General features: G+C 40.7%; 15 protein-coding genes. 10 read left to right on the top strand and 5 right to left on the bottom strand.

All coding sequences use genetic code 11. The annotated features are described in order from the left end of the window. Positions 1–139: 139 nt before the first annotated feature. Positions 140–1,735 (bottom strand): flotillin family protein, encoded by a 1,596-nt coding sequence (locus ACKI5B_RS12870; protein ID WP_407429407.1) that lies wholly within the window; start codon positions 1,733–1,735, stop codon positions 140–142. Between the two features lie 103 nt (positions 1,736–1,838). Between ACKI5B_RS12870 and polA the strand changes: the two genes are divergently transcribed. Both polA and coaE read left to right on the top strand, forming a co-directional pair. Continuing rightward, positions 1,839–4,754 (top strand): DNA polymerase I, encoded by a 2,916-nt coding sequence (gene polA, locus ACKI5B_RS12865; RefSeq protein WP_407429405.1) that lies wholly within the window; start codon positions 1,839–1,841, stop codon positions 4,752–4,754. Further along, positions 4,751–5,308 carry a dephospho-CoA kinase gene (coaE, locus tag ACKI5B_RS12860; RefSeq protein WP_407429403.1) on the top strand — a complete coding sequence of 186 codons (558 nt, stop codon included), beginning with the start codon at positions 4,751–4,753 and terminating at the stop codon, positions 5,306–5,308. Before polA ends, coaE begins: the two co-directional genes overlap by 4 nt. Positions 5,309–5,313: 5 nt before the next feature. On the opposite strand, the gene ACKI5B_RS12855 is transcribed toward coaE, so the two are convergent. Further along, positions 5,314–7,077 carry a methyl-accepting chemotaxis protein gene (locus ACKI5B_RS12855; RefSeq protein WP_407429401.1) on the bottom strand — a complete coding sequence of 588 codons (1,764 nt, stop codon included), beginning with the start codon at positions 7,075–7,077 and terminating at the stop codon, positions 5,314–5,316. 347 nt (positions 7,078–7,424) lie between these two features. Between ACKI5B_RS12855 and aroF the strand changes: the two genes are divergently transcribed. Continuing rightward, positions 7,425–8,459: a 3-deoxy-7-phosphoheptulonate synthase gene (gene aroF, locus ACKI5B_RS12850; RefSeq protein ID WP_407429399.1), complete on the top strand. Its 1,035-nt coding sequence runs from the start codon at positions 7,425–7,427 to the stop codon at positions 8,457–8,459. Positions 8,460–8,502: 43 nt separating this feature from the next. Here the strand turns inward: aroF and ACKI5B_RS12845 are convergent, their stop codons facing one another. Next, positions 8,503–9,057 carry a flavin reductase family protein gene (locus ACKI5B_RS12845; RefSeq protein ID WP_407429397.1) on the bottom strand — a complete coding sequence of 185 codons (555 nt, stop codon included), beginning with the start codon at positions 9,055–9,057 and terminating at the stop codon, positions 8,503–8,505. 125 nt (positions 9,058–9,182) lie between these two features. Here ACKI5B_RS12845 and ACKI5B_RS12840 point away from each other — a divergent pair, with 125 nt between their 5' ends. Continuing rightward, positions 9,183–10,076 carry a prephenate dehydrogenase gene (locus ACKI5B_RS12840; RefSeq protein WP_407429395.1) on the top strand — a complete coding sequence of 298 codons (894 nt, stop codon included), beginning with the start codon at positions 9,183–9,185 and terminating at the stop codon, positions 10,074–10,076. Here ACKI5B_RS12840 and ACKI5B_RS12835 read toward each other — a convergent pair. After that, on the bottom strand, positions 10,057–12,036 hold the full coding sequence (locus ACKI5B_RS12835; RefSeq protein ID WP_407429393.1) for a transporter substrate-binding domain-containing diguanylate cyclase: 1,980 nt from the start codon (positions 12,034–12,036) through the stop codon (positions 10,057–10,059). The two genes, ACKI5B_RS12840 and ACKI5B_RS12835, sit on opposite strands and share 20 nt — an antisense overlap. Before the next feature lie 205 nt (positions 12,037–12,241). On the opposite strand from ACKI5B_RS12835, the gene ACKI5B_RS12830 reads away from it, so the two are divergent. From ACKI5B_RS12830 to ACKI5B_RS12805, 6 genes are all read left to right on the top strand, one after another. Then, the gene (locus ACKI5B_RS12830; RefSeq protein ID WP_407429391.1) at positions 12,242–12,784 is read left to right on the top strand and encodes an adenine phosphoribosyltransferase; all 543 of its coding nucleotides are present in this window, start codon (positions 12,242–12,244) and stop codon (positions 12,782–12,784) included. Positions 12,785–12,806: 22 nt separating this feature from the next. After that, the gene (rbr, locus tag ACKI5B_RS12825; RefSeq protein ID WP_407429389.1) at positions 12,807–13,349 is read left to right on the top strand and encodes a rubrerythrin; all 543 of its coding nucleotides are present in this window, start codon (positions 12,807–12,809) and stop codon (positions 13,347–13,349) included. 107 nt (positions 13,350–13,456) lie between these two features. Then, positions 13,457–14,809 (top strand): TolC family protein, encoded by a 1,353-nt coding sequence (locus ACKI5B_RS12820; RefSeq protein ID WP_407429387.1) that lies wholly within the window; start codon positions 13,457–13,459, stop codon positions 14,807–14,809. A gap of 18 nt (positions 14,810–14,827) precedes the next feature. Continuing rightward, the gene (locus ACKI5B_RS12815) at positions 14,828–15,772 is read left to right on the top strand and encodes an efflux RND transporter periplasmic adaptor subunit (protein ID WP_407429385.1); all 945 of its coding nucleotides are present in this window, start codon (positions 14,828–14,830) and stop codon (positions 15,770–15,772) included. Between the two features lie 15 nt (positions 15,773–15,787). Then, positions 15,788–18,949, top strand: a complete 3,162-nt coding sequence (locus ACKI5B_RS12810; protein ID WP_407429383.1) for an efflux RND transporter permease subunit — start codon at positions 15,788–15,790, stop codon at positions 18,947–18,949. Beyond that, a complete protein-coding gene (locus ACKI5B_RS12805) occupies positions 18,946–19,227 on the top strand; it encodes a PG0541 family transporter-associated protein (protein WP_407429381.1) in 282 nt (93 codons plus the stop codon). The genes ACKI5B_RS12810 and ACKI5B_RS12805 overlap by 4 nt, the downstream gene beginning before the upstream one ends. A 13-nt stretch (positions 19,228–19,240) precedes the next feature. On the opposite strand, the gene ACKI5B_RS12800 is transcribed toward ACKI5B_RS12805, so the two are convergent. Beyond that, positions 19,241–19,672, bottom strand: a 432-nt coding sequence (locus tag ACKI5B_RS12800) for an ABC transporter permease (RefSeq protein WP_407429379.1), incomplete at its 5' end; no start/stop codon positions are given.

Here is a 19,672-nt window from a genome sequence, read left to right as displayed (position 1 = left end):
CTGACCGGTTGTCAGCGGGTGAGAATGAATATATCACACCAATATTTTTCTGTCAACACTTATTTTCTTTTTTTTTGATTTTTTTTTATTTTTTTTCGAAAAAAAGCCGTATCTTTTCGGATACAGCTTTTTCTAAACATTATTCAGGATCAACGGAATTTTGTGAAGCTTTTTTTAGTTTCTCAGTTTTAACTTCAACAGTAGAGCCATTTAAATTAATATTTTTGGTAACTTTAGCATCATAAGTATTAGCTTTCATGATTTCGGTAAAATCAACTCCTGTCGCTTCACTCATAGTATCAAAAACCTGTTTCATAATTACCGGCATAGAACTTGAAACCTGAGAGATTCCGTTTTCTTTTTCACCGGCCGTACCATAAATATTAATCTTATCTATTTGTCCAAGCGGTTTAGCTATTTCAGCTGCCATCTGCGGCATAATTTTAATCATCATTTCGGCCATTGCAGCACCATTATATTTCTTATATGCTTCAGCTTTTTTGTCCATAGCAAGAGCTTCAGCTTCACCTTTTGCCTTGATAGCTTCAGCTTCCGCTTTTCCTTTAGCAGCAATACCCTCTGCTTCGGCCCTAAGTTTTGCAGCAATTCCGGCAGCTTCAGCTTCTGATTTTGCTTTTACAGCGGCAGCTTCCTGTTCAGCAGAGTATTTCTGAGCATCAGCAAGTTTCATTTGAGCAGAAGCCTTCTGTTCCTGCTCATACTTATCCGCCTCTGCATTTTTCTGCCGCTTAATAAGTTCTGCTTCGGCGTTTTTTTCTGCCTTGTATTTTTCAGCATCAGCAACTTTATTCATTGTAGCCTGAAGTTCCTGCTCACGGATTGAAACTTCTTTGCTTTTCAAGTCAGCTTCCCGTTCTGCTTTTGCAATTTGTGCATTAACTGTTGCTGTCTGAATTGTTTTTTCCTGTTCCTGTTTCTGAATCTCATAAGCAGCATCTGCAATAGCATTAGCTGTATCTGATTCTTTTTTAAGATTTGCCTTTTTAATTGCAAGTTCATTTTGCTTTTCGGCAATTTCTGCATCAGCCGCGACACGGGCTTCATTTGCAGCTTTATCAGCTTCGGCCTGAGCAATTGCAATTTCTTTTTCCGCGGTTGCTTTAGCAATTGCAGCGTTCTTTTTTATCATGGACGTGTTATCCATACCCATATCATTAATCAGGCCATGTTCATCAATTACATTCTGAATATTACATGAAAGAATTTCAATTCCAAGAGCTTCCATGTCACGGGCAGCCTTAACCATTACCTGATCGGAAAACTTATCGCGGTCAGTATTAATAGTCTTAAGATCAAGAGTACCGATAATTTCACGCATATTTCCCTGTAAGGAATCTTCAAGTTCAACCGCGATGGCTTCCGGAGTTTTGTTAAGAAAGTTTTTTGCAGCAAGCTGAATTCCATCCGGATCACCTTTTACACGGACTTTTGCAATAGCATCAACTTTTACATTAATAAAATCCTGAGTCGGAATAAAAGTATCTGTTTTAATATCAACGGAAATCTGTCCAAGATATATTTCATCTACACGCTCAAGAAAAGGTATGCGCCAACCAGCCCGTCCTGCAAGAACCCGTGGGATTTTTCTTACACCCGAAATAATTTTTGCAACATCAGGCGGGGCTTTTGTATAACCAACAAAAAACAGAATCAGAATAAAAGCTGCTAAAATTCCAATTCCCCAATAAAAAAAATCTGAATCAATAAAATACATTTTTCCCCCTCGTGCAGACCAAAAATACTTTCCTGCACTAAAAAAAATATAACATATAAAATTTTCTGTCGCAATGAAAGAAAGAAAAATATATAATAGAATAATGAGTAATTTTATCAACGAGAACACGCTTTTTGTTTTGGATTCTTACGGACTGATTTACCGCGAGTACTTTGCTTTTATTTCACGGCCTTTGACTAATTCTAAGGGCGAAAATGTTTCTGCGGTCTTCGGTTTTTTCAGAAATCTGCTTACGATTTTAAAAACTTATTCACCGAAATATCTTGTGGCGGCGATGGACTCAAAGACGGCGACTTTCAGACACGAAATGTATGCCGAGTATAAGGCGACACGCCCGAAAACACCTGAAGATTTGCATGCTCAAATTCCGTGGATTGAAGATATTCTTGAAACGCTTGGAATCCAAGTGATTCGACGGGACGGTTTTGAGGCCGACGATGTAATTGCCACCCTTGCCAAAAAATGTGAGGCGGAAGGCAGAAACTGCGTAATTTTGAGCGCAGACAAAGACTTACAGCAGCTTACGAACAGTCACATTCACTGTATGAAGCCGGATAAAACTCAAATCTGGGCAGGATTAGATGAAGCGGGTGTTGAAAAAGACTGGGGAGTTCCTGCTTCAAAACTGCTCGATTTGCTTTCTCTTATGGGTGATGCTGCAGATAATGTTCCTGGCGTTAAGGGAGTCGGTCAGAAAACTGCGGTAAAACTGCTCGCAGAATACGGAACTCTTGAAGGAATCTATGAGCATGCGTCAGAAATTAAAGGTGCGATTGGCGAAAAAATCCGTGCCGACAAAGACAATGCCTTTTTTTCAAAAAAACTGATTACTCTCTGCACAGAAGTTCCTGATTTATGTGATGTTTCTTCGTGCTGCACGACAACACTGAATTATGCGGCCGCGGCAGATAAAATGGCAGCCCTTGAAATCAGAGCGATTGCGCGTGATTACAGAAATGAAGCGCAGGGAAGCGGAGAGTCTGATTCCGATTTGGGCGGGCTTTTTGCTGTTTCATCAGAGCCACCAGCAGCGAAGCAGTCTTCTCTCTCTGCGAATGAGATTGCTTCGCCTTCGGCTCAGGGTGACGGTGGGGCTATCGTGCCAGTGAAAAATCACGGTGATTACAAGGCGATTACAAATTCTGCAGAACTTTCCAAATATATAGAAGAAATGCTCAGCGCGGAAAAACCGGTTTTTGCTTTTGATACGGAAACTGATTCTCTCGACACGGCGCACGCAAACTTACTCGGATTTTCACTTTCGTACAAAAAAGGAAGCGGAGTTTATGTTCCGATTGCCACAGGCGGTGATTTATTTTCAGAAGCAACCGGCATTCAAAAAAAGGAAGCGGTGGAGCAAATCAGAAAGCTTTTTTACAGCCCGAAATGCACGATTATTCTTCACAACGCAAAATTTGACCTCAAAGTGCTGGAAAGTCAGGGCTTTTTAAAGATTGAGGACTGGATTTCTCCCGTAATGGAGCAGATTGCTTCGCCTGCGGCTCGCAATGACGACGCTGTTGCGAAAATCGCCGATACGATGATTGCAGCATGGCTTTTAGAGCCTGACAGAAGCGGAAAATCGGCTTACTCGCTTGAGTATCTTTCGGAAACGCACCTGCATCTTAAGGGAACTGAATTTGAAGAAATAGTTCCGAAAGGAAAGACTTTTGCGGACGTTCCGCTTGAAGAGGCAGCTAGTTATTCAAGCGAAGATTCTGACTTTACACTCCAGCTTTGGAATGTCTTTGAAAAACGGCTGAATGAAGAAATTTTGAGCGAACTTTTCTGGAATATGGAAATGAAAGTTCTTCCGATTCTTGCTCTTATGGAATCAAACGGAATTCATGTCGATTCACGCTATCTGAACGATTACGCAGTTGAATTAAAAGTCCAGCTTTCCAAAATTGAAAAAGAGATTTATACTCTTGCTGGTCACGAATTCAACATTGCTTCTCCAAAACAGCTTGGCACTGTTCTTTTTGAGGAGAAAAAACTTCCGGTCGGCAAAAAAACAAAGACAGGCTACTCAACCGACACGAGCGTTCTTGAAGAACTGTCAGAGCTTGACCCGCTCCCGGCAAAAATCCTTGAATACAGGGGAAAATCAAAGCTTCTTTCAACTTATGTCGAAACTCTTCCGGAGCAGGCAGATGAAAACGGACGGGTTCACACGACTTTCATGCAGACAGGAACAGCGACAGGCCGTCTTTCTTCAAAAGACCCGAATTTGCAGAATATTCCCGTTCGAAGCGAAGAAGGCCGCAGAATCCGAACGGCTTTCACGGCAGAAAACGGCAAAGTTTTGATTTCGGCAGACTACGCGCAGATTGAGCTTGTCGTCCTTGCGCATTTGTCGGGCGACAAAAATCTTTGCGAGGCTTTCAATAATGAAGTCGACGTTCACAAGTCTACGGCAAGCCTTATTTACGGAGTTCCGATGGAAAGTGTCACAGCCGAAATGAGGCGGAACGCAAAAACACTCAATTTTGGTCTCATGTACGGAATGGGCGCTTTTTCACTTGCAAAAGATTTGGGAATTGGCAGAGGTCAGGCAAAGGATTTTATCGACAATTATTTTGCAGTTTACTCGGGCGTAAAAAATTTCTTTGATGAAAATGTGCGTCACGCAGAAGAAACCGGCTATATCAAGACGATTTTTGACCGCCGCAGAAAGATTTCAGCAATCAACAGTCGCAACAAAATGGAAAAAGAAGGGGCAGTGCGAGTGGCAAAAAACTCGCCGATTCAGGGAAGTGCCGCCGATATCGTTAAAAAAGCGATGATTGATGTGTGCGAGGCTCTCAAATCAACGAAAAACCAGGCAAAACTTCTGCTTCAGGTTCACGACGAGCTGATTTTTGAGTGCCCGGACGATGAAAATGCCATTTCGGACACAATCGCGCTGATTCGTGACAAAATGGAGCATGCAGTCCGCCTGAATGTGCCGCTTCGTGTTTCGATTGAATGTGACAAAAACTGGGGAAAATTCCATTGATAATCTGCGTTACTGGCCAAATGGCGGCGGGAAAGAATTATGTCTGCTCGCTTCTGGAAAAAGAAGGCTTTGTTTCACTCGATTTGGATAAGGTTGCGCACGAGGCGATTTCGCTCTGCACGCCACAGATTGTAGCGGCTTTTGGTGATGAAGCGGAAAAATGCAGGATTTCGCTTTTATATGAAGACGGCTCTTTAAACAGGCGTGCTTTGGGGCAGATTGTTTTTTCTTCTTCTGAACTACTTTCAAAACATGAAAGTATCGTTTATCCGAAAATTGTCGAACTTACGAACAAGTTTATCGAAGAAAATTCCGATAAAACCGTGATTTTGAATGCGACCGTGCTTTATAAAACGCCGGAACTTCTTTCAAAATGCGAAAAAATTCTTTTTGTAAAGGCAAATTTTCTAAAAAGACTAATGCGTGCAAAAAAAAGAGATAAAATGCCACTTAAGCAGATTCTTGCAAGGTTCAAAAGCCAAAAAAAACTGCTGACAGATTACAAAAAAGCTGCCAGCAGATATAACATTTTAATTGAAATAGTCAAAAACTGAAAAAATTATTCGGTTTTAAATACGCTTATTGTTGAAACAAGCTCTTTTGCATTTGCACTCAATTCTTCTGACATGGCAGCAAGTTCTTCTGAAGCTCCTGCATTCTGCTGAACAACGGCATCCAGCTGGCGGACTGCCGAACTTACCTGCTGAGCTCCGGTATTCTGTTCATTGCAGGCTGCAGAAATATCTTCAATAAGCTCTGTAGTACGCTGAATATCAGGAATAACCCCGCCGATTTTATTACCAGCTTCTTCTGCATGAGCAAGGGTTTTTGTTGCAAGCTCGATTATTTCACCGGCAGCACTCTGAGAACGTTCTGCAAGTTTCCTGACTTCTCCTGCAACAACGGCAAATCCTTTTCCGGCATCACCTGCACGGGCTGCTTCAATTGCGGCATTGAGGGCAAGCATATTGGTTTGGGAAGCAATATCTTCAATGATGTTAATTTTTTCGGAAATTTCACGGACAGCATCGAGTGATTTTGAAACAAGTTCACCGCCTTCATAGCTTTCTGAAGAATTTTTTTCAGCAATTTCACCGGTTTTACGGGCATTTTCAGCTGTCTGCTGAATATTAGCTGCCATTTCTTCGAGGCTTGCAGACATTTCTTCTGTGGAAGCAGCCTGACTTGCAGCACCGCTTGAAATTCCCTGACTGGCCTGGCTTATCTGTTCACTTTCACCAAGTACCTGTTGTGCGCCATTTTTAATTTTTATGACAATATCTTCCAGCATCTGAATAAAGTTATTAACATTAAGTGCCAGTGTGGCAAATTCATCATTTCCCTTAATTGGAAGTCTGTAGGTAAGATCCCCATTTCCTGAAGAAAGATTTTTTACAGCCTTTACAACTAAAGTAAGTGGCCGGATTATTCTTATTGATATAATGGAAATAAAAGCAGCAAGAATCAAGACTGTACATATAACAATGATTGCAATAAGTGGCTTAAATATTTTTGAAGCAACAATATTTGCAACTGCAAGCGGCTTACCAATATAGAGAGTTGTTACAAAATTATTTTCTATATCAAAAAGGGGGAAATAATATGAAATGGTTTTAACTTCGCCGATTGTATTAATTACAGTCGAATCCTGCCCCTGCTCTGCACGCTTTATCACTGAGTCATCAGCAATTACAGTGTTGTCCATACCAAGAATACTTGTAACTACACGTCTGTCATTATCAAAAATGGTAACATTACTGTCTAAAGCTTTACTTAATTCATCAACAAAATCTTTTGTACTGATGTTAGATTTTACAATAACAGCTCCGGTAATTTCACTTCCCTGTTTAAGGCTTGCTGCATAAATTGCATAAATATATTCACCGTTTTTCACAACATTACCATATTCATACCCTGAAAGAGCTGAATTAACCATATCGATTTTTGAAAACTTTCCGTAATCAGTTGAAGAGATTTGATTTCCGTTTCTGTCAAAAAAAACAACAGATTCTACACCAAGATTGTTAATTGCATTTGAACAGAAATCATTAATTATAGCGCGGTCAACTCCAGTGTGAGCTTCTGCAGTTGAATACATATGTGAAAGTGAATTTGCAATATTTTCTGTTTCACTGATTTTTTCAGTAATTTTATCACGGAAAACTTCAGCCTGACTTACTGTCTGCTGATGAAAAAAATCAACAAGTCCGTTGTTAAGCTGATTTTTTACAACAAGAAAAATTATTAGCGAAAAAAGAATAATTCCAAGTGCAAGAACAACACTGATAAATCTAGAAACGGATTGCTGTTTTTTAAGAGCCATTTTATATTTTCCTCAGATAATTTTTAGACTTTTCTTATTTTATCATACATTTTTAATTTATCAAATTTTTTTTGTAATATTCTGTAAAAATAATGCTTGACAAGTATTATGCAAAAAATTATATTGAAGCCATGAATCGCAACACTTCTTATGCGACAGAAAAATTCTTCTCTAGCCAGAGCTTCAACTTTATGAAGGCTTATTCTTATTATGGCTACTTTTATTTTTCTCGTGTCCGCAGTGGAAGTCAAACGCAGAATTTAAATGCGTAAAGTTGCGAAATTAATAAGGCAATTTCAAGGACTTCCATAAAGGAAGTCCTTTTTTTATGCCAAAAGGAGAAATAAATGATTATTGTATTAAAAAACAACGCGCCAAAACAGAAAATTGACGAACTCAAATCGGGCTTAAAGTCAAAAGGTCTTGAAATTCATGAATCAAAAGGAAAAGACGTTACAATCTTAGGCCTTATCGGAGACACCAGCCGCATTACTCCCGAAGAACTTCTTGCAAACGATATTGTCGAAAGTGCACAAAGGGTCAAAGCTCCGTACAAACAGGCAAGCAGATCTTTCCATCCAAAAGACACTGTAGTTTCTGTAAAATCAGATTCTGACTCAAGCCTCGGAGCCAATATCGGAGACGGAAAAACAGTTTCAATCATGGCAGGCCCGTGTTCAGTCGAAACAGAAGAACAGATTATAGAAGTTGCAAAAGCCGTTAAGGCGAGCGGAGCAAGATTTTTACGCGGAGGAGCTTTTAAGCCTCGCACTTCTCCCTACTCGTTCCAGGGACTTGGAGCTGACGGCCTTGAACTTCTAAAAATTGCAAGAAAGGAAACAGGTCTTCCAATCGTAACAGAGCTCATGGCAATCAATCAGATTCCCCTTTTTGAAGATGTAGACATTATTCAGATTGGAGCACGCAATATGCAGAACTTCGACCTGCTCAAAGAAGTCGGAAAACTCAAAAATCCGGTTCTCTTAAAACGTGGTCTTTCTGCAACCGTAAAAGAATTTCTGATGAGTGCGGAATACATTATGGCAAGCGGAAACGAAAACGTAATTCTGTGCGAACGCGGAATCCGTACCTTCGACAGCTACACCCGCAACTGTCTTGATTTAAGCATTGTTCCATACCTTAAAAAAGAAACTCACCTTCCAGTAATTATAGACCCGAGCCACGCCTGCGGAATCCGCTGGATGGTACCGACACTGGCAAAGGCAGCAGTTGCTGTCGGAGCAGACGGCCTTATTATCGAAGTGCACAACAATCCAGAAAAAGCACTGTGCGACGGTGAGCAGAGCCTTACTCCGGCACAGTTTGACGATTTAATGAAAGTGCTTTCAAAATATGCCGCTGTTGAAGGAAGAAGTTTGTAAAAAAAAGGCAGAGTTATAAAAAGCTCTGCCGGATTATAAAAAATTATTTGTTTTTTATCGAAAGACCGTCACTAAAAGCCTTACCGACAACTTCACCGATTACACGATACACATGAAAAGATGCATCGTACATAATCGGCTGAAGTTTACCAAGGTCAATTTTGCCGTCAGTTAAAATTGATTCATCAGCCTGCTGAGCAACAATTTTACCTCTGAGCTGCTCGCGTTTTTCATCCCATTCAGTAACTTCACATTCAAGCACAAGCGGGTATTCTTCGATAATCGGAGCATTTACATGAGCGCTCTTATGAACATGAACTCCGGCCTTTTCGATTTTATTTACATCTTTGCCGCTTTCTACTCCAAAATAATCTGAAATCTGCACGGTGTTTTTTGTAGCAAATGCAACTGTAAAAGCACCTGTTTTTTTGAGATTTTCAGTTGTTTTGTGCTGAGCCAGAAAGAGTGAAATCTCACCAAAGTCAGACTGAATTCCCCATGCAGCATTCATTGCATTAGGAACCCCATTTTCATCATAAGTACCAATAATAAATACACCTTCAGGCACAATTACTGCCTTTTTTGAATCAAATTCCATAATATTCTCCATTTGTTTAGATATCCGATTACACTCTGAATCACTACTATTATAAATAATGATAGCATATAACTCAATTTTTTATTTATCTTTTCCATCAAAAAAAAATCTGATAGAATGTTAACATGGAATTAAAAAATGCAACATACGGAATTGTCGGTCTTGGAATTATGGGCGGTTCATTCGCAAAATCAATCCGGCAGAATATTTTGAGTCAGTCAGGAGCAGCAGGAAAAATTCTTGTCTGTAACAGAAGTACGGCATGTCTTTCTCAGGCTCTTTCTGAAGGTGTTGCTGACCAGACATTTACTTCAGACTGTGTAGCTCAAATGCTTCCTTTGTGTGATGTTGTTTTTATCTGCCTTTATCCGCATGCAACACTCGATTTTATAAAAGAACACAGAAATAATTTTAAATCAGGTTCAATCATAACTGATATTTCAGGTGTAAAAGGCATTTTTGAAAAATCCATGCCGGCCTTATTAAGAGAAGATGTAGATTTTATTATCGGACATCCTATGGCAGGCGGAGAAAAAGAAGGTTATTCAAATTCCGATGCCAGATTTTTCGTAAATCACAACTACATTCTCTGTCCGTCAAGTTTCAATAAGGCAGAAAATCTTGATTTTATGCGCAATCTTGTTGCAGAAATGGGATTTACAAGAATCACAGAAACTACCTGCGATATTCATGACTGGAAAATAGGCTTTACAAGTCAGCTCTGCCATGTTATTGCCAGTGCACTGGTAGAAAGTGCGGAAGATCCTGAAATTACTGCATTCGGCGGTGGTTCTTTTGAAGATTTAACCAGAATTGCAATGATTAATGCGCCGCTTTGGACTGAACTTTTTATTTCAAACAAAGAAAAACTGGTTTCACATATCGAAAATTTTGAAAAACAGCTGGAACGTTTCAAAAAATATATCACTGAAGAAGATTCAGAAAGTTTAAAAGAAATGCTTGCTCATACCCGTGAACAGCGGCTTAAAATGGGTTCAATCAGGACTGTAAAGAACTAGCTTCAACAATTACAAAGGCATTTTTTCCGTTCTTTTTGACCTGATACAAGCCCTGATCAGCTGCGTTGTAAATTTCTTTAAAAGCGTTTTCATTCTGCTTTCCTTTACACCAGCTGATTCCAATAGAGCAGGTCACTTTTACCGGAAGCTCACTTTCTTCAAAATATGTTTTTATTGAATCCTGCAGAAATTTCATTTTTCGTTCTACAGCACTAAGATCAGAAACATTACGCATAAAAACTGCAAATTCGTCCCCGCCCATTCTGCCTTTTAAATCTCCGCCGCGGAAAGTTGAAAGAAGAAGATTTGCTACAGAAACAATTACATAGTCTCCTTTTGCGTGTCCAAGTGTATCGTTGACTTTTTTAAAATCATCTATATCAATCATTACAAAAACACCGGTTTCATTTTCTTCCTGGTGCATTAAAATTCCCGTGACTTTTTTTTCGAATGCAATGTGATTAAAAAGACCTGTCATTGAATCACGGTTTGCAAGGTTCATGGCCTGTTTTATCTGATTATCTTTACGGCGTCGGGTTTCAAAAATCACAAACAGGAAAACAGCACTTGCAAGAACAAGAATGAAAGCAGCACAGATGATACAGAAAGAAACCAGGTGCTTTTTGATAAATGCACCGACAGTCATATTGCTGTCCATGTTCCGTTCCATGAAGGATTCAAACATTGAAGTTGTTAAAGTATAAATTGCCTTATCAAGAACACCGGCCATTTCACTTCCAAGTCTTCTGGAAATTCCTAATGAAACAGAAGCAGAATATCCTTCGTTAATCATTTTTAGATTTGTAAAAAGATGATTCTGAAGATAGTATTCAAGTTGTGGCAGAGGAATAAGACTTATATAATTGTCATTTTTTTCGATTTTTGCAAAACATTCTTCAGCAGTATCTACTGAGATTTTGTCAGTTACTTTAAAATGAGAATCAATAAATTCTTTTGAATACTGAATTCCACGGATTTCTACAAAATAAACACTCTCGTCTTTTTTTAATGAAGAATTTGATACAAAAATAAATTTTTGTGAAAGCAGAGGACTTGTAGGCTTTATGGAAGCAAGATCAGATTTTAAAATAAGCTCATTTATATTGTAAATAATGTCAGCTTCTCCCCACTTCACAAGATTCATTGCCTCAAGATAAGAATAAGCAGGAACATAAGTGACTGTAATACCGGCAGATTTTGCAAGAGCGTCAATCAGGTCAATAATAATGCCGCGGAATTCCCCGTTTGAAAGGAAGCAGTATGGCGGTTCATTCATAACAACCGCAACTTTCATATTTTTGTTATTTCTGACATAAGTCTGCTCACGCGGACTGAGTTTGTTGATTGAATAGCGGGCAGAAGGAATGTAACGGGCCCTTAATGTTGAAAGAAATGAAGGGTTTAAGAGAAATAAGGTTGAAAGTGCTGAATTGAATTCATAGAAAAGTTCAGGATTTGAATTACTGACAGCAAGATAGAAAAAAGTTGTTTCGATGGTTGCAATTACAAAAAAATCGGAAGGAATGGTAAAATCTATGGTTGTAAAAACATCGATTTTACCATTGTAAATGTCTGAAATAAGCTGCTCAGAAGAATCATAATAAAAATATGTGGCATTAATTCCCTGGTTTTTTACATAAAAAAAGACTTTTTCACGAAGGCTTTCAGGCGCATGATTTAAAAGGCCGATTTTAAGATTTTCCATATCAGGCATTCTGTTTGAAGCAAAAACTGTTGAACCTATTGCACATGGAATATCAGAAAAGAGCAGTGAACCTGAACTGTCAGCATCACGCCCGCAGAAAGGAATCATATCGATAAGACCGCTTTTTAAAGCTTTTGTAAGCTGGCTTCGATCAACTTTTACATATTCGAAAGTAAAGTCAGAATACCGGTTTATATTTTCCAGAAATTCGGATATGTAGGAAGAGTTATTGTCATTTCCATGTTTATCATACAAAGCGTCATAATCATATACAGGTATTCTTACATTTCTTTTTTGAAAGTTTTCAGAATAGGCTGAGAAAATTAATAATAAAAATAAAACAGGAATAAAAAAACGCCGCATATCTGAACAAGTATAACACAATATGATTATTTTTCCGAATTTTTTCAGATTTTTTTTTAGATAGACAGCCGTTAAATAAACAGTTAGAATAACCACTATGACTACAAAAAACTATGATGAAATCTTAGATAAAGCAATCCGCAGAGTTCCGGATTTTCCAAAAAAAGGAATTCTTTTTTTTGATGTCACAAGTATTTTGACAAATCCGCCTGCATTTAAACACACAATAAACCGCATGGCAGAACTTTACTCGTCAAAAAAAATTGACGCAATTGCAGCTGTAGAGTCACGGGGGTTTTTATTTGCCGCTCCTCTGGCAGAAAAACTTGGTATTCCGCTTGTTTTAATCCGCAAAAAAGGCAAGCTCCCTGGTGAAGTTTACACTGCAAGTTATTCACTTGAATACGGAGAAGCCACAATCGAAGCTCATAAAGCCGACATTGAAAAAGGTAAATCTTACCTTATAATCGACGATTTGATTGCAACAGGCGGCACTCTTACAGCCAGTAAAGATTTAATTGAACAGGGTGGAGCTAAAGTTGCAGAATTTTTCGGCGTTATAGGAATTCCCGAGCTTAACTATTCAGAAAAACTTTCACCGGTTCCAGTTACAACTCTGATTGATGTGTCAGAAAAATAATAAATTTTCCGGAGGTACTAAAATGGAAAACATTAAAGGAACACAGACAGAAAAAAATCTTCAGGCAGCTTTTGCCGGAGAATCTCAGGCAAGAAACAAATACACTTATTATGCAAGTAAAGCCAGAAAAGACGGATTTGAACAGATTGCAGATATTTTCGAAGAAACAGCTAAAAACGAAAAAGAGCATGCAAAAATCTGGTTCAAACTTCTTCATGGCGGCGAAGTTCCTTCAACTGCCGAAAATCTTAAAGATGCTGCTGACGGCGAAAATTTTGAATGGACCGATATGTACGACAGTTTTGCAAAAACAGCACGCGACGAAGGATTTCCGCGCATTGCAAAATTATTTGAAATGGTAGGTGCAATCGAAAAAGAGCACGAAGAGCGCTATCGCAAACTTTTGGACAATGTCACAGGCGAAAAAGTCTTCAGTAAAGACGGAGATGTAATCTGGCAGTGTGCAAACTGCGGTCACATCGTGGTCGGTAAAAAAGCTCCTGCAGCATGTCCTGTATGTGCACACCCGCAGAGCTTCTTTGAAGTAAAGAAAAATAATTACTAATTTTTTATTATTATCCCGCAATTTTTCAGTGATAACAAAAAATTAATGTAGCTAACTTAAAAAGAATATGCTTTATAATTAAAGAGATTCTAAAATCAGGAGGCTGTATGAAACGCTGTTTAATTGCGGGACTTTTTTTTCTTATCACCGCTACACTCTTTTCAGAAACAGTTCAAAACGAAAAAACAAAACTTGTTCTTACCGCAGATTCATCTGTTGAGTATGCTCTTAAAAATCACATTGACGTAAAAACACAGGCAATTACAACCGAACAGGTGCGCCGCGAATATGCTCATTCATGGAATAATGTGCTGCCTTCAATCAGTGTTGCGGCAACAGGAAGCGAAAGCCGTGTTACAGAAGATGCTGATACAGACACGCTCGGTCTTCAGGCAGGCATTACGGCAAGTCTTTCTCTTAATTTAGGACTTGCAAGTAAAATCAAATCGCTCAAATCAGAATACGAAGCCGGAAAAGCGACCTACGAAGATACACTCCGTGCTACAGAAACTGCCGTGCGCCAGTCGTTCTACAATCTTCTGTACTTAAAAGAAAAGGTTGAATCCGCAAAAACCACACTTGAAAGCTATCAGAGACAGTACGACCAGACAAGCGCAAAGGCTAAACGCGGCGTTGCAAGCGAGCTTGACCTTCTTCAAGCACAGGTAAACTTAGAGACTGCAAAGCCGGACGTAGACAGTGCAGAAAACACTTACCAGAACTCACTTGTTTCTTTCCTTAACACAATTGGTGTTGAGTTCAGCCCGGAGCTGGAAGTTGAACTTTCAGGCTCGCTTGATTATGCAGAAAAAGCGCAGATTCTTGATTCACACGAAATTGTAAACACATGTGTAGAAAAATCCAGCGAAGTGCGTGCCCTTGAAGACAAAATCCGCACTGCTGAATACAGCCGCACTTCAACAGCAGCAGGGCTTTACTTCCCTACCCTTAATGCAAGTGCAAGCGCTTATCCTTTTAATTATCAGAACGAAAAAATCAGCGGAACCGAAACAAAAACACCGAACTGGAGTGTTTCACTCGGACTTTCCCTTCCACTCGACAGCTGGCTTCCAGGCTCAAGCGCATGCGACAGTGTTGCAGAACTTGATGATACCATAAAAACATATAAGCTTCAGCTTGAAGATAAGAAAAAGACCGTGCGCACAGAGGTAATTGAAAAACTTAAGGATATTGAGCTTTCTCAGAAAACGCTTGAAGCACGCAAAATGAATGTTCAGCTTGCAAAGCGTTCTTACGAAATGACAGAAGATGCTTACAGCCGCGGAACAAAAGATCTGCTTACACTGCAGAGTGCGCTCGATACACTGCAGACGGCAGAACTTCAGCTTCGCGAAGAGCAGTATACGCTTATCAGCAATGTACTCGATCTGGAAAATACACTTTCGCTCCCGTCGGGAACGCTTTTTAACACGACAGAAACTGCCGGAAAGGCAGAATAAAATACAAGGAGTATGACGATGAAACTTACTAAGAAAAAGATTTTAATGATTCTTGCAGCAGTAGCCGTACTGGTAGTGCTTGCAAATCTTCCGAAACGCAAAATGCAGATGCCGCCAATGGAAGAGACTGTCTATACTGTAAAAACCCAGAAGCTTGTGCGAAGTGATTTACAGGAATACCTGCGTTTAAACGGTACCGTAAAGGCAGAAAACACCATTTCTGTCTATCCAGACATCGGCGGAAAACTTACCCGCGTTCCGGTAACGCTCGGCACTTACGTTAAAAAAGGTCAGCTCATTGCAGAAGTAGACCCATCTTCACCGGGAAGCTACTACTCAGCAAGCCCTGTTTATGCGCCTATTGCAGGCTATATTACTTCCCTTCCCCTTACAACGGGAACAACTGTTTCTACATCAACAGAAATTGCTACCATTGGAAATATTGAAAAGCTTCAGGTTGAGTGCAAAATCCCTGAAAGTAAAATTTCTGTTCTTAAAAACGGCCTTACTGCCCGCGTCGGCCTTGAAGCTTACAAAGACAAAGGTATAGACTTTCCTGCGCACATTTTTAGGATTTCGCCTGTTGTAGACGAAACAAGCCGCACCAAGCAGGTGTACCTGATTTTTGATACAGACGACAGCCGCATTAACGCCGGCATGTACGTAAAAATCCATTTGAATACCGTACTGCACGAAAATGTAATTACCGTTCCGACAGACTGTATTCAGTCAAAAAGCGGCCAGCAGTATGTGTATGTATACGACGAATCCAGCGGTACTGTAAGCCAGCGCAATATTACCACAGGGGCAACTGTTGACGGGGTTGCAGAAGTCACAGAAGGCTTAAATGAAGGTGAGCGTATTGTTGTAAGCGGCATGCAGGTTCTTGCTGACGGCGTTAAGGTAAAAGAAGTCGGCTCTTCAAACAGTGCGGAGAAAGCCGCTGCTTCACAGTCAAATTAATGCGGAGGTAAACAGATGAGTATCTCAAAAAAGGTGCTTGAACACCCGGTTTTAACACTCTGTGCCTTTGCGCTCATTGCAATTGTGGCACTTTTTACACTCGGAAATGTACAGATTGACCTTATGCCGGACATGGATATGCCTGTCGCCATGGTTTCTACAACGTACAGCAACGCAGGCCCGGAATCGGTCGAAAAATCTGTTACAGAAATCCTTGAAAACGGTCTTACCAGCGTAAGCAACCTCGATGAACTTACTTCAACTTCCAGCGAAGGTTCATCACTTATTATGCTGCAGTTTAATTACGGCACCGATATTGACCAGGCTGTAAACGATATCCGCGATAAACTCGATCAGGTTAAGGGAAGCCTTCCTGACGATTGTGACACACCGCAGATTTTTAAGTTCAGCTCGGATGCCATGCCGATTATGACCCTTTCTCTTGTCGGTAACAGAAGTGCGGATGCTTTGCGTAAAATTGCAGACGACACGGTAAGCGATATGCTTGAGCAGACTGCGGGAATCAGCCAGGCTTCTGTTTCCGGCGGCCGCGAGCAGATTGTGCGCATTGAGCTGAGTCAGAACCGTCTGGATGCTTACGAGCTTACTCTTTCGGGCATTGCAACAACACTTGCAAGCCAGAATATTGAGCTTGGCGGCGGTTCAGTTTCTGAAGGTACCAGAAAATACATGGTGCGCACTACCGGTGAATTTGCTTCAATCGACGAAATAAACAACACAGTAGTCGGAACAAAAAACGGCTACAATATTAAGCTTTCTGATGTCGGCAATGCTTTTATGGGCTACGAAGACAAAACAAGCGAAGTTTTTATCAACGGTCAGTCAGGTGTGTACATCAGTCTTAAAAAACAGAGCGGTTCAAATACCGTAAACGTTGCAAACGCCGTCTACAAAAAAATTGCTGAAATTGAAAAAGTGCTTCCGGAAGGCGTTTCACTTGTCATTATTTCCGATAGCTCAACAAGTGTACGCGATACATTAAAGTCGCTCATTACTTCAATTCTCGAAGGCTTTGTGCTTACCATTGCAATTCTGTTCCTTTTTTTGCGAAGCGGAAAATCAACAGTCATTATGGCAATTTCAATTCCGTTCAGTATTGTTATTACCATTCTGGCAATGGTCTTTACAGGCATTACGCTCAACATGATTACCATGACAGGTCTTATTCTGGGTATTGGTATGGTTGTAGACGCATCTGTCGTTGTTCTTGAAAATATTTACGTATACCGCCAGCGAGGCACCAGTGCTGTAACGGCAGCCGCAATCGGAACTCAGGAAGTTATGGCTTCGGTTGTTTCGGGAAACCTTACGACAATCTGTGTATTTATTCCGTTCTTTGTTTACAAAAGCCAGCTGGACATGATGGGCGAACTTTTTACAAGTCTTATGGTCGTAATCATCATCGCGCTTCTGTCTTCGCTTTTTGTTGCAATGTTCCTTGTTCCGGTACTTGCAGGTGTATTCTTAAAGGTTGATAACCGCAAAGAGCGACCGATTAAAAGCCCGCTGCTTGCAAAAGGCGACAAGCTTGCAGCCGACGCAATTGACTGGCTTACTTTCCAGTACAAAAAAGGTCTTCACTTTGTTCTGCGCCACCGCTTTACAACCGTGCTTGTAGCATTTACGGTGCTTGCTGCATCAATCCTGCTTTTCGGACAGCTTCGCATTTCGTTTATGTCTACATTCCACGATACTTCGGTAGGCTTAAATGTAGAGCTTCCGCTTGGAACAAAACTTTCTGAAACACAGAACGTACTTGACCAGTTCTACGACATTATTAAAAACGAAATTAAGGGCTACGAAACAATCGTTGTTTCTGCCGGAACTGGAAGCGGATTCGGTTCATCGGACACTTCTTATAAAGGCTCAATCTCTGTGTATCTGCCTGATGCTTCCAAGCAGATTGATAATGCCGACACCGTTAAGGCAAAACTCCGCCGTCACTTTGCAGACTTCCCGACAGCGACATTCACTTTTGACCAGGGGCGTATGCAGCAGATGAGCGGTGACGATATTGACGTTGTATTCAAAGGCTCAGACCTGGATGCAATTCTTGCAACGGCAAAAGAACTTGAAGGCCTCATGACCGATAAAATTCCTGAAATTGTAGAGCCTGAAATCGACCTCGAAGACGGACTTCCTCAGGTAGAAGTAAAGATTGACCGTGACCGCGCATCAAGCTTCGGCATTTCTGTAAGTACGATTGCAAACGAAATCAACTACTCAATAAACGGAAAAACAGCAACAACCTACCGCGCAAACGGCGATGAATACGATGTTGTGCTTCTGCTTGAAGACCGTGACCGCGAAGACATTCCTGATTTGGAAAAAATTTATGTTGAAGGCACAAACGGCCGTTACAGCGTGGCAAACTTTGCAGAGGTTGTGCGCGGAACAGGCCCTGTTTCAATCAGCCGCGAAAACAAACTGCGCACCGTGCACTTAACTGCAGGCATTTCCGGCAGTGCAAGTGCAGGCGATGTAGAAAACCAGATTAAGCAGCTCGTAAGCGATGACATGATTATCCCGGATGGAATCAGCATTACCTATGACGGTGCTTGGGGCAACACAATGGATATGATGAAAGTGTTCGTGCTGATTATTATTCTTGCGATTATCCTTGTATTCGGTGTTATGGCAGGAACTTACGAAAGCTTTAAAGAGCCGTTCATTAACCTGTTTACCCTTCCGTTCTTAATTGTAGGGGCGGTTTTAATTCACCTTTTAACAGGAAGTTCATTCAGCATGGTTTCTATGATTGGTGTTGTTATGCTGATTGGTATTGTTGTAAATAACGGCATTATCTTAGTTGACCAGACAAACCTGCTTGTTCGCCGTGGCGTGCCGCTCTTAGAAGCCTGTGAGACAGCCGGTGCAAGCCGACTCCGCCCGGTTTTAATGACAACGCTTTCTACTCTGCTCGGCATGGTTCCAATGGCATTCTTCGGAGATGCAAACTCAAGTATGACTCAGCCGATTGGTCTTTGTGTAATCGGCGGTCTTACCTCGAGCACTCTTGTAACGCTGTTCATTATTCCGGTTATTTATTCACTCTTTAACCAGAAACACGACAAAAACAAGAAGTTTGTAATGGATGACGAGCTTACAAAACGGCTTGGCGCACTTGCAGCAGGTGCAAACGGAGGTGAAAAATGATTCGTGTAGAAATTTTTGCTAACCAGTCCATGCAGGACTTGCTTATAAACAACCTTGAAGCGGCTGTTCCCGGCTTTTTGTACTCGATTGTGCCGCTTGCACATGGCCGTGGAGGTGAAAGTTACAAACTCGGCACTTCCACCTGGCCTGAAACAAACGTAATTCTTATTGCTTACTGTGACGACGACAAAGAGCAGGCAATTACCACCGTCGTAGATTACTTAAAAGAAAAGTTCCCGACGGAAGGAATTAAGATGTTTGTACTGCATGACAGATAATTTTTAAGAACTTTTATCGCTCTTCTCTAAAGAAGCTTATTCCCAGGGATTGAGGTCCCTGGTTTTCTTTTTTAAAGTGAAGTCCCATCAGAACAAGAACGACAACAGTTGCAATGTAAGGAATCATATCCAGAAGCTGACCTGGAATGATATGTCCAAAGAAAGGAACACTCTGACACTTTAATGCAAGTGAGCTTAAAGCACCGAAAGCCCATGCACATAAAATCGCCTTTAAAGGGCTCCATGTACAGAAAATTACAAAAGCGACTGAAATCCAGCCGGCACCTGCTGTAATATTTTCCTGCCACTGACCGACAAACGAAAGCGAAAGATATGCGCCGCCCATTCCGCACAAAAAACCGCCTGCAAGAACGTGAATGTATTTGTAAAGAGTTACGTTAATTCCTGAAGCGTCTGCAGCAGCAGGGTTTTCACCGATTGCACG

Origin of the sequence: Treponema sp., from assembly GCF_045657965.1 — a bacterium.
In the GTDB taxonomy this organism is placed as follows: domain Bacteria; phylum Spirochaetota; class Spirochaetia; order Treponematales; family Treponemataceae; genus Treponema_D.
This window is presented reverse-complemented; position numbering and strand designations above follow the sequence as displayed.

Coding starts and splice junctions, on each gene's coding strand:
- ACKI5B_RS12870 (WP_407429407.1), bottom strand. CDS start 1,735: ATGTATTTTATTGATTCAGATTTTTTTTATTGGGGAATTGGAATTTTA.
- polA (WP_407429405.1), top strand. CDS start 1,839: ATGAGTAATTTTATCAACGAGAACACGCTTTTTGTTTTGGATTCTTAC.
- ACKI5B_RS12855 (WP_407429401.1), bottom strand. CDS start 7,077: ATGGCTCTTAAAAAACAGCAATCCGTTTCTAGATTTATCAGTGTTGTT.
- aroF (WP_407429399.1), top strand. CDS start 7,425: ATGATTATTGTATTAAAAAACAACGCGCCAAAACAGAAAATTGACGAA.
- ACKI5B_RS12845 (WP_407429397.1), bottom strand. CDS start 9,057: ATGGAATTTGATTCAAAAAAGGCAGTAATTGTGCCTGAAGGTGTATTT.
- ACKI5B_RS12840 (WP_407429395.1), top strand. CDS start 9,183: ATGGAATTAAAAAATGCAACATACGGAATTGTCGGTCTTGGAATTATG.
- ACKI5B_RS12830 (WP_407429391.1), top strand. CDS start 12,242: ATGACTACAAAAAACTATGATGAAATCTTAGATAAAGCAATCCGCAGA.
- rbr (WP_407429389.1), top strand. CDS start 12,807: ATGGAAAACATTAAAGGAACACAGACAGAAAAAAATCTTCAGGCAGCT.
- ACKI5B_RS12820 (WP_407429387.1), top strand. CDS start 13,457: ATGAAACGCTGTTTAATTGCGGGACTTTTTTTTCTTATCACCGCTACA.
- ACKI5B_RS12815 (WP_407429385.1), top strand. CDS start 14,828: ATGAAACTTACTAAGAAAAAGATTTTAATGATTCTTGCAGCAGTAGCC.
- ACKI5B_RS12810 (WP_407429383.1), top strand. CDS start 15,788: ATGAGTATCTCAAAAAAGGTGCTTGAACACCCGGTTTTAACACTCTGT.
- ACKI5B_RS12805 (WP_407429381.1), top strand. CDS start 18,946: ATGATTCGTGTAGAAATTTTTGCTAACCAGTCCATGCAGGACTTGCTT.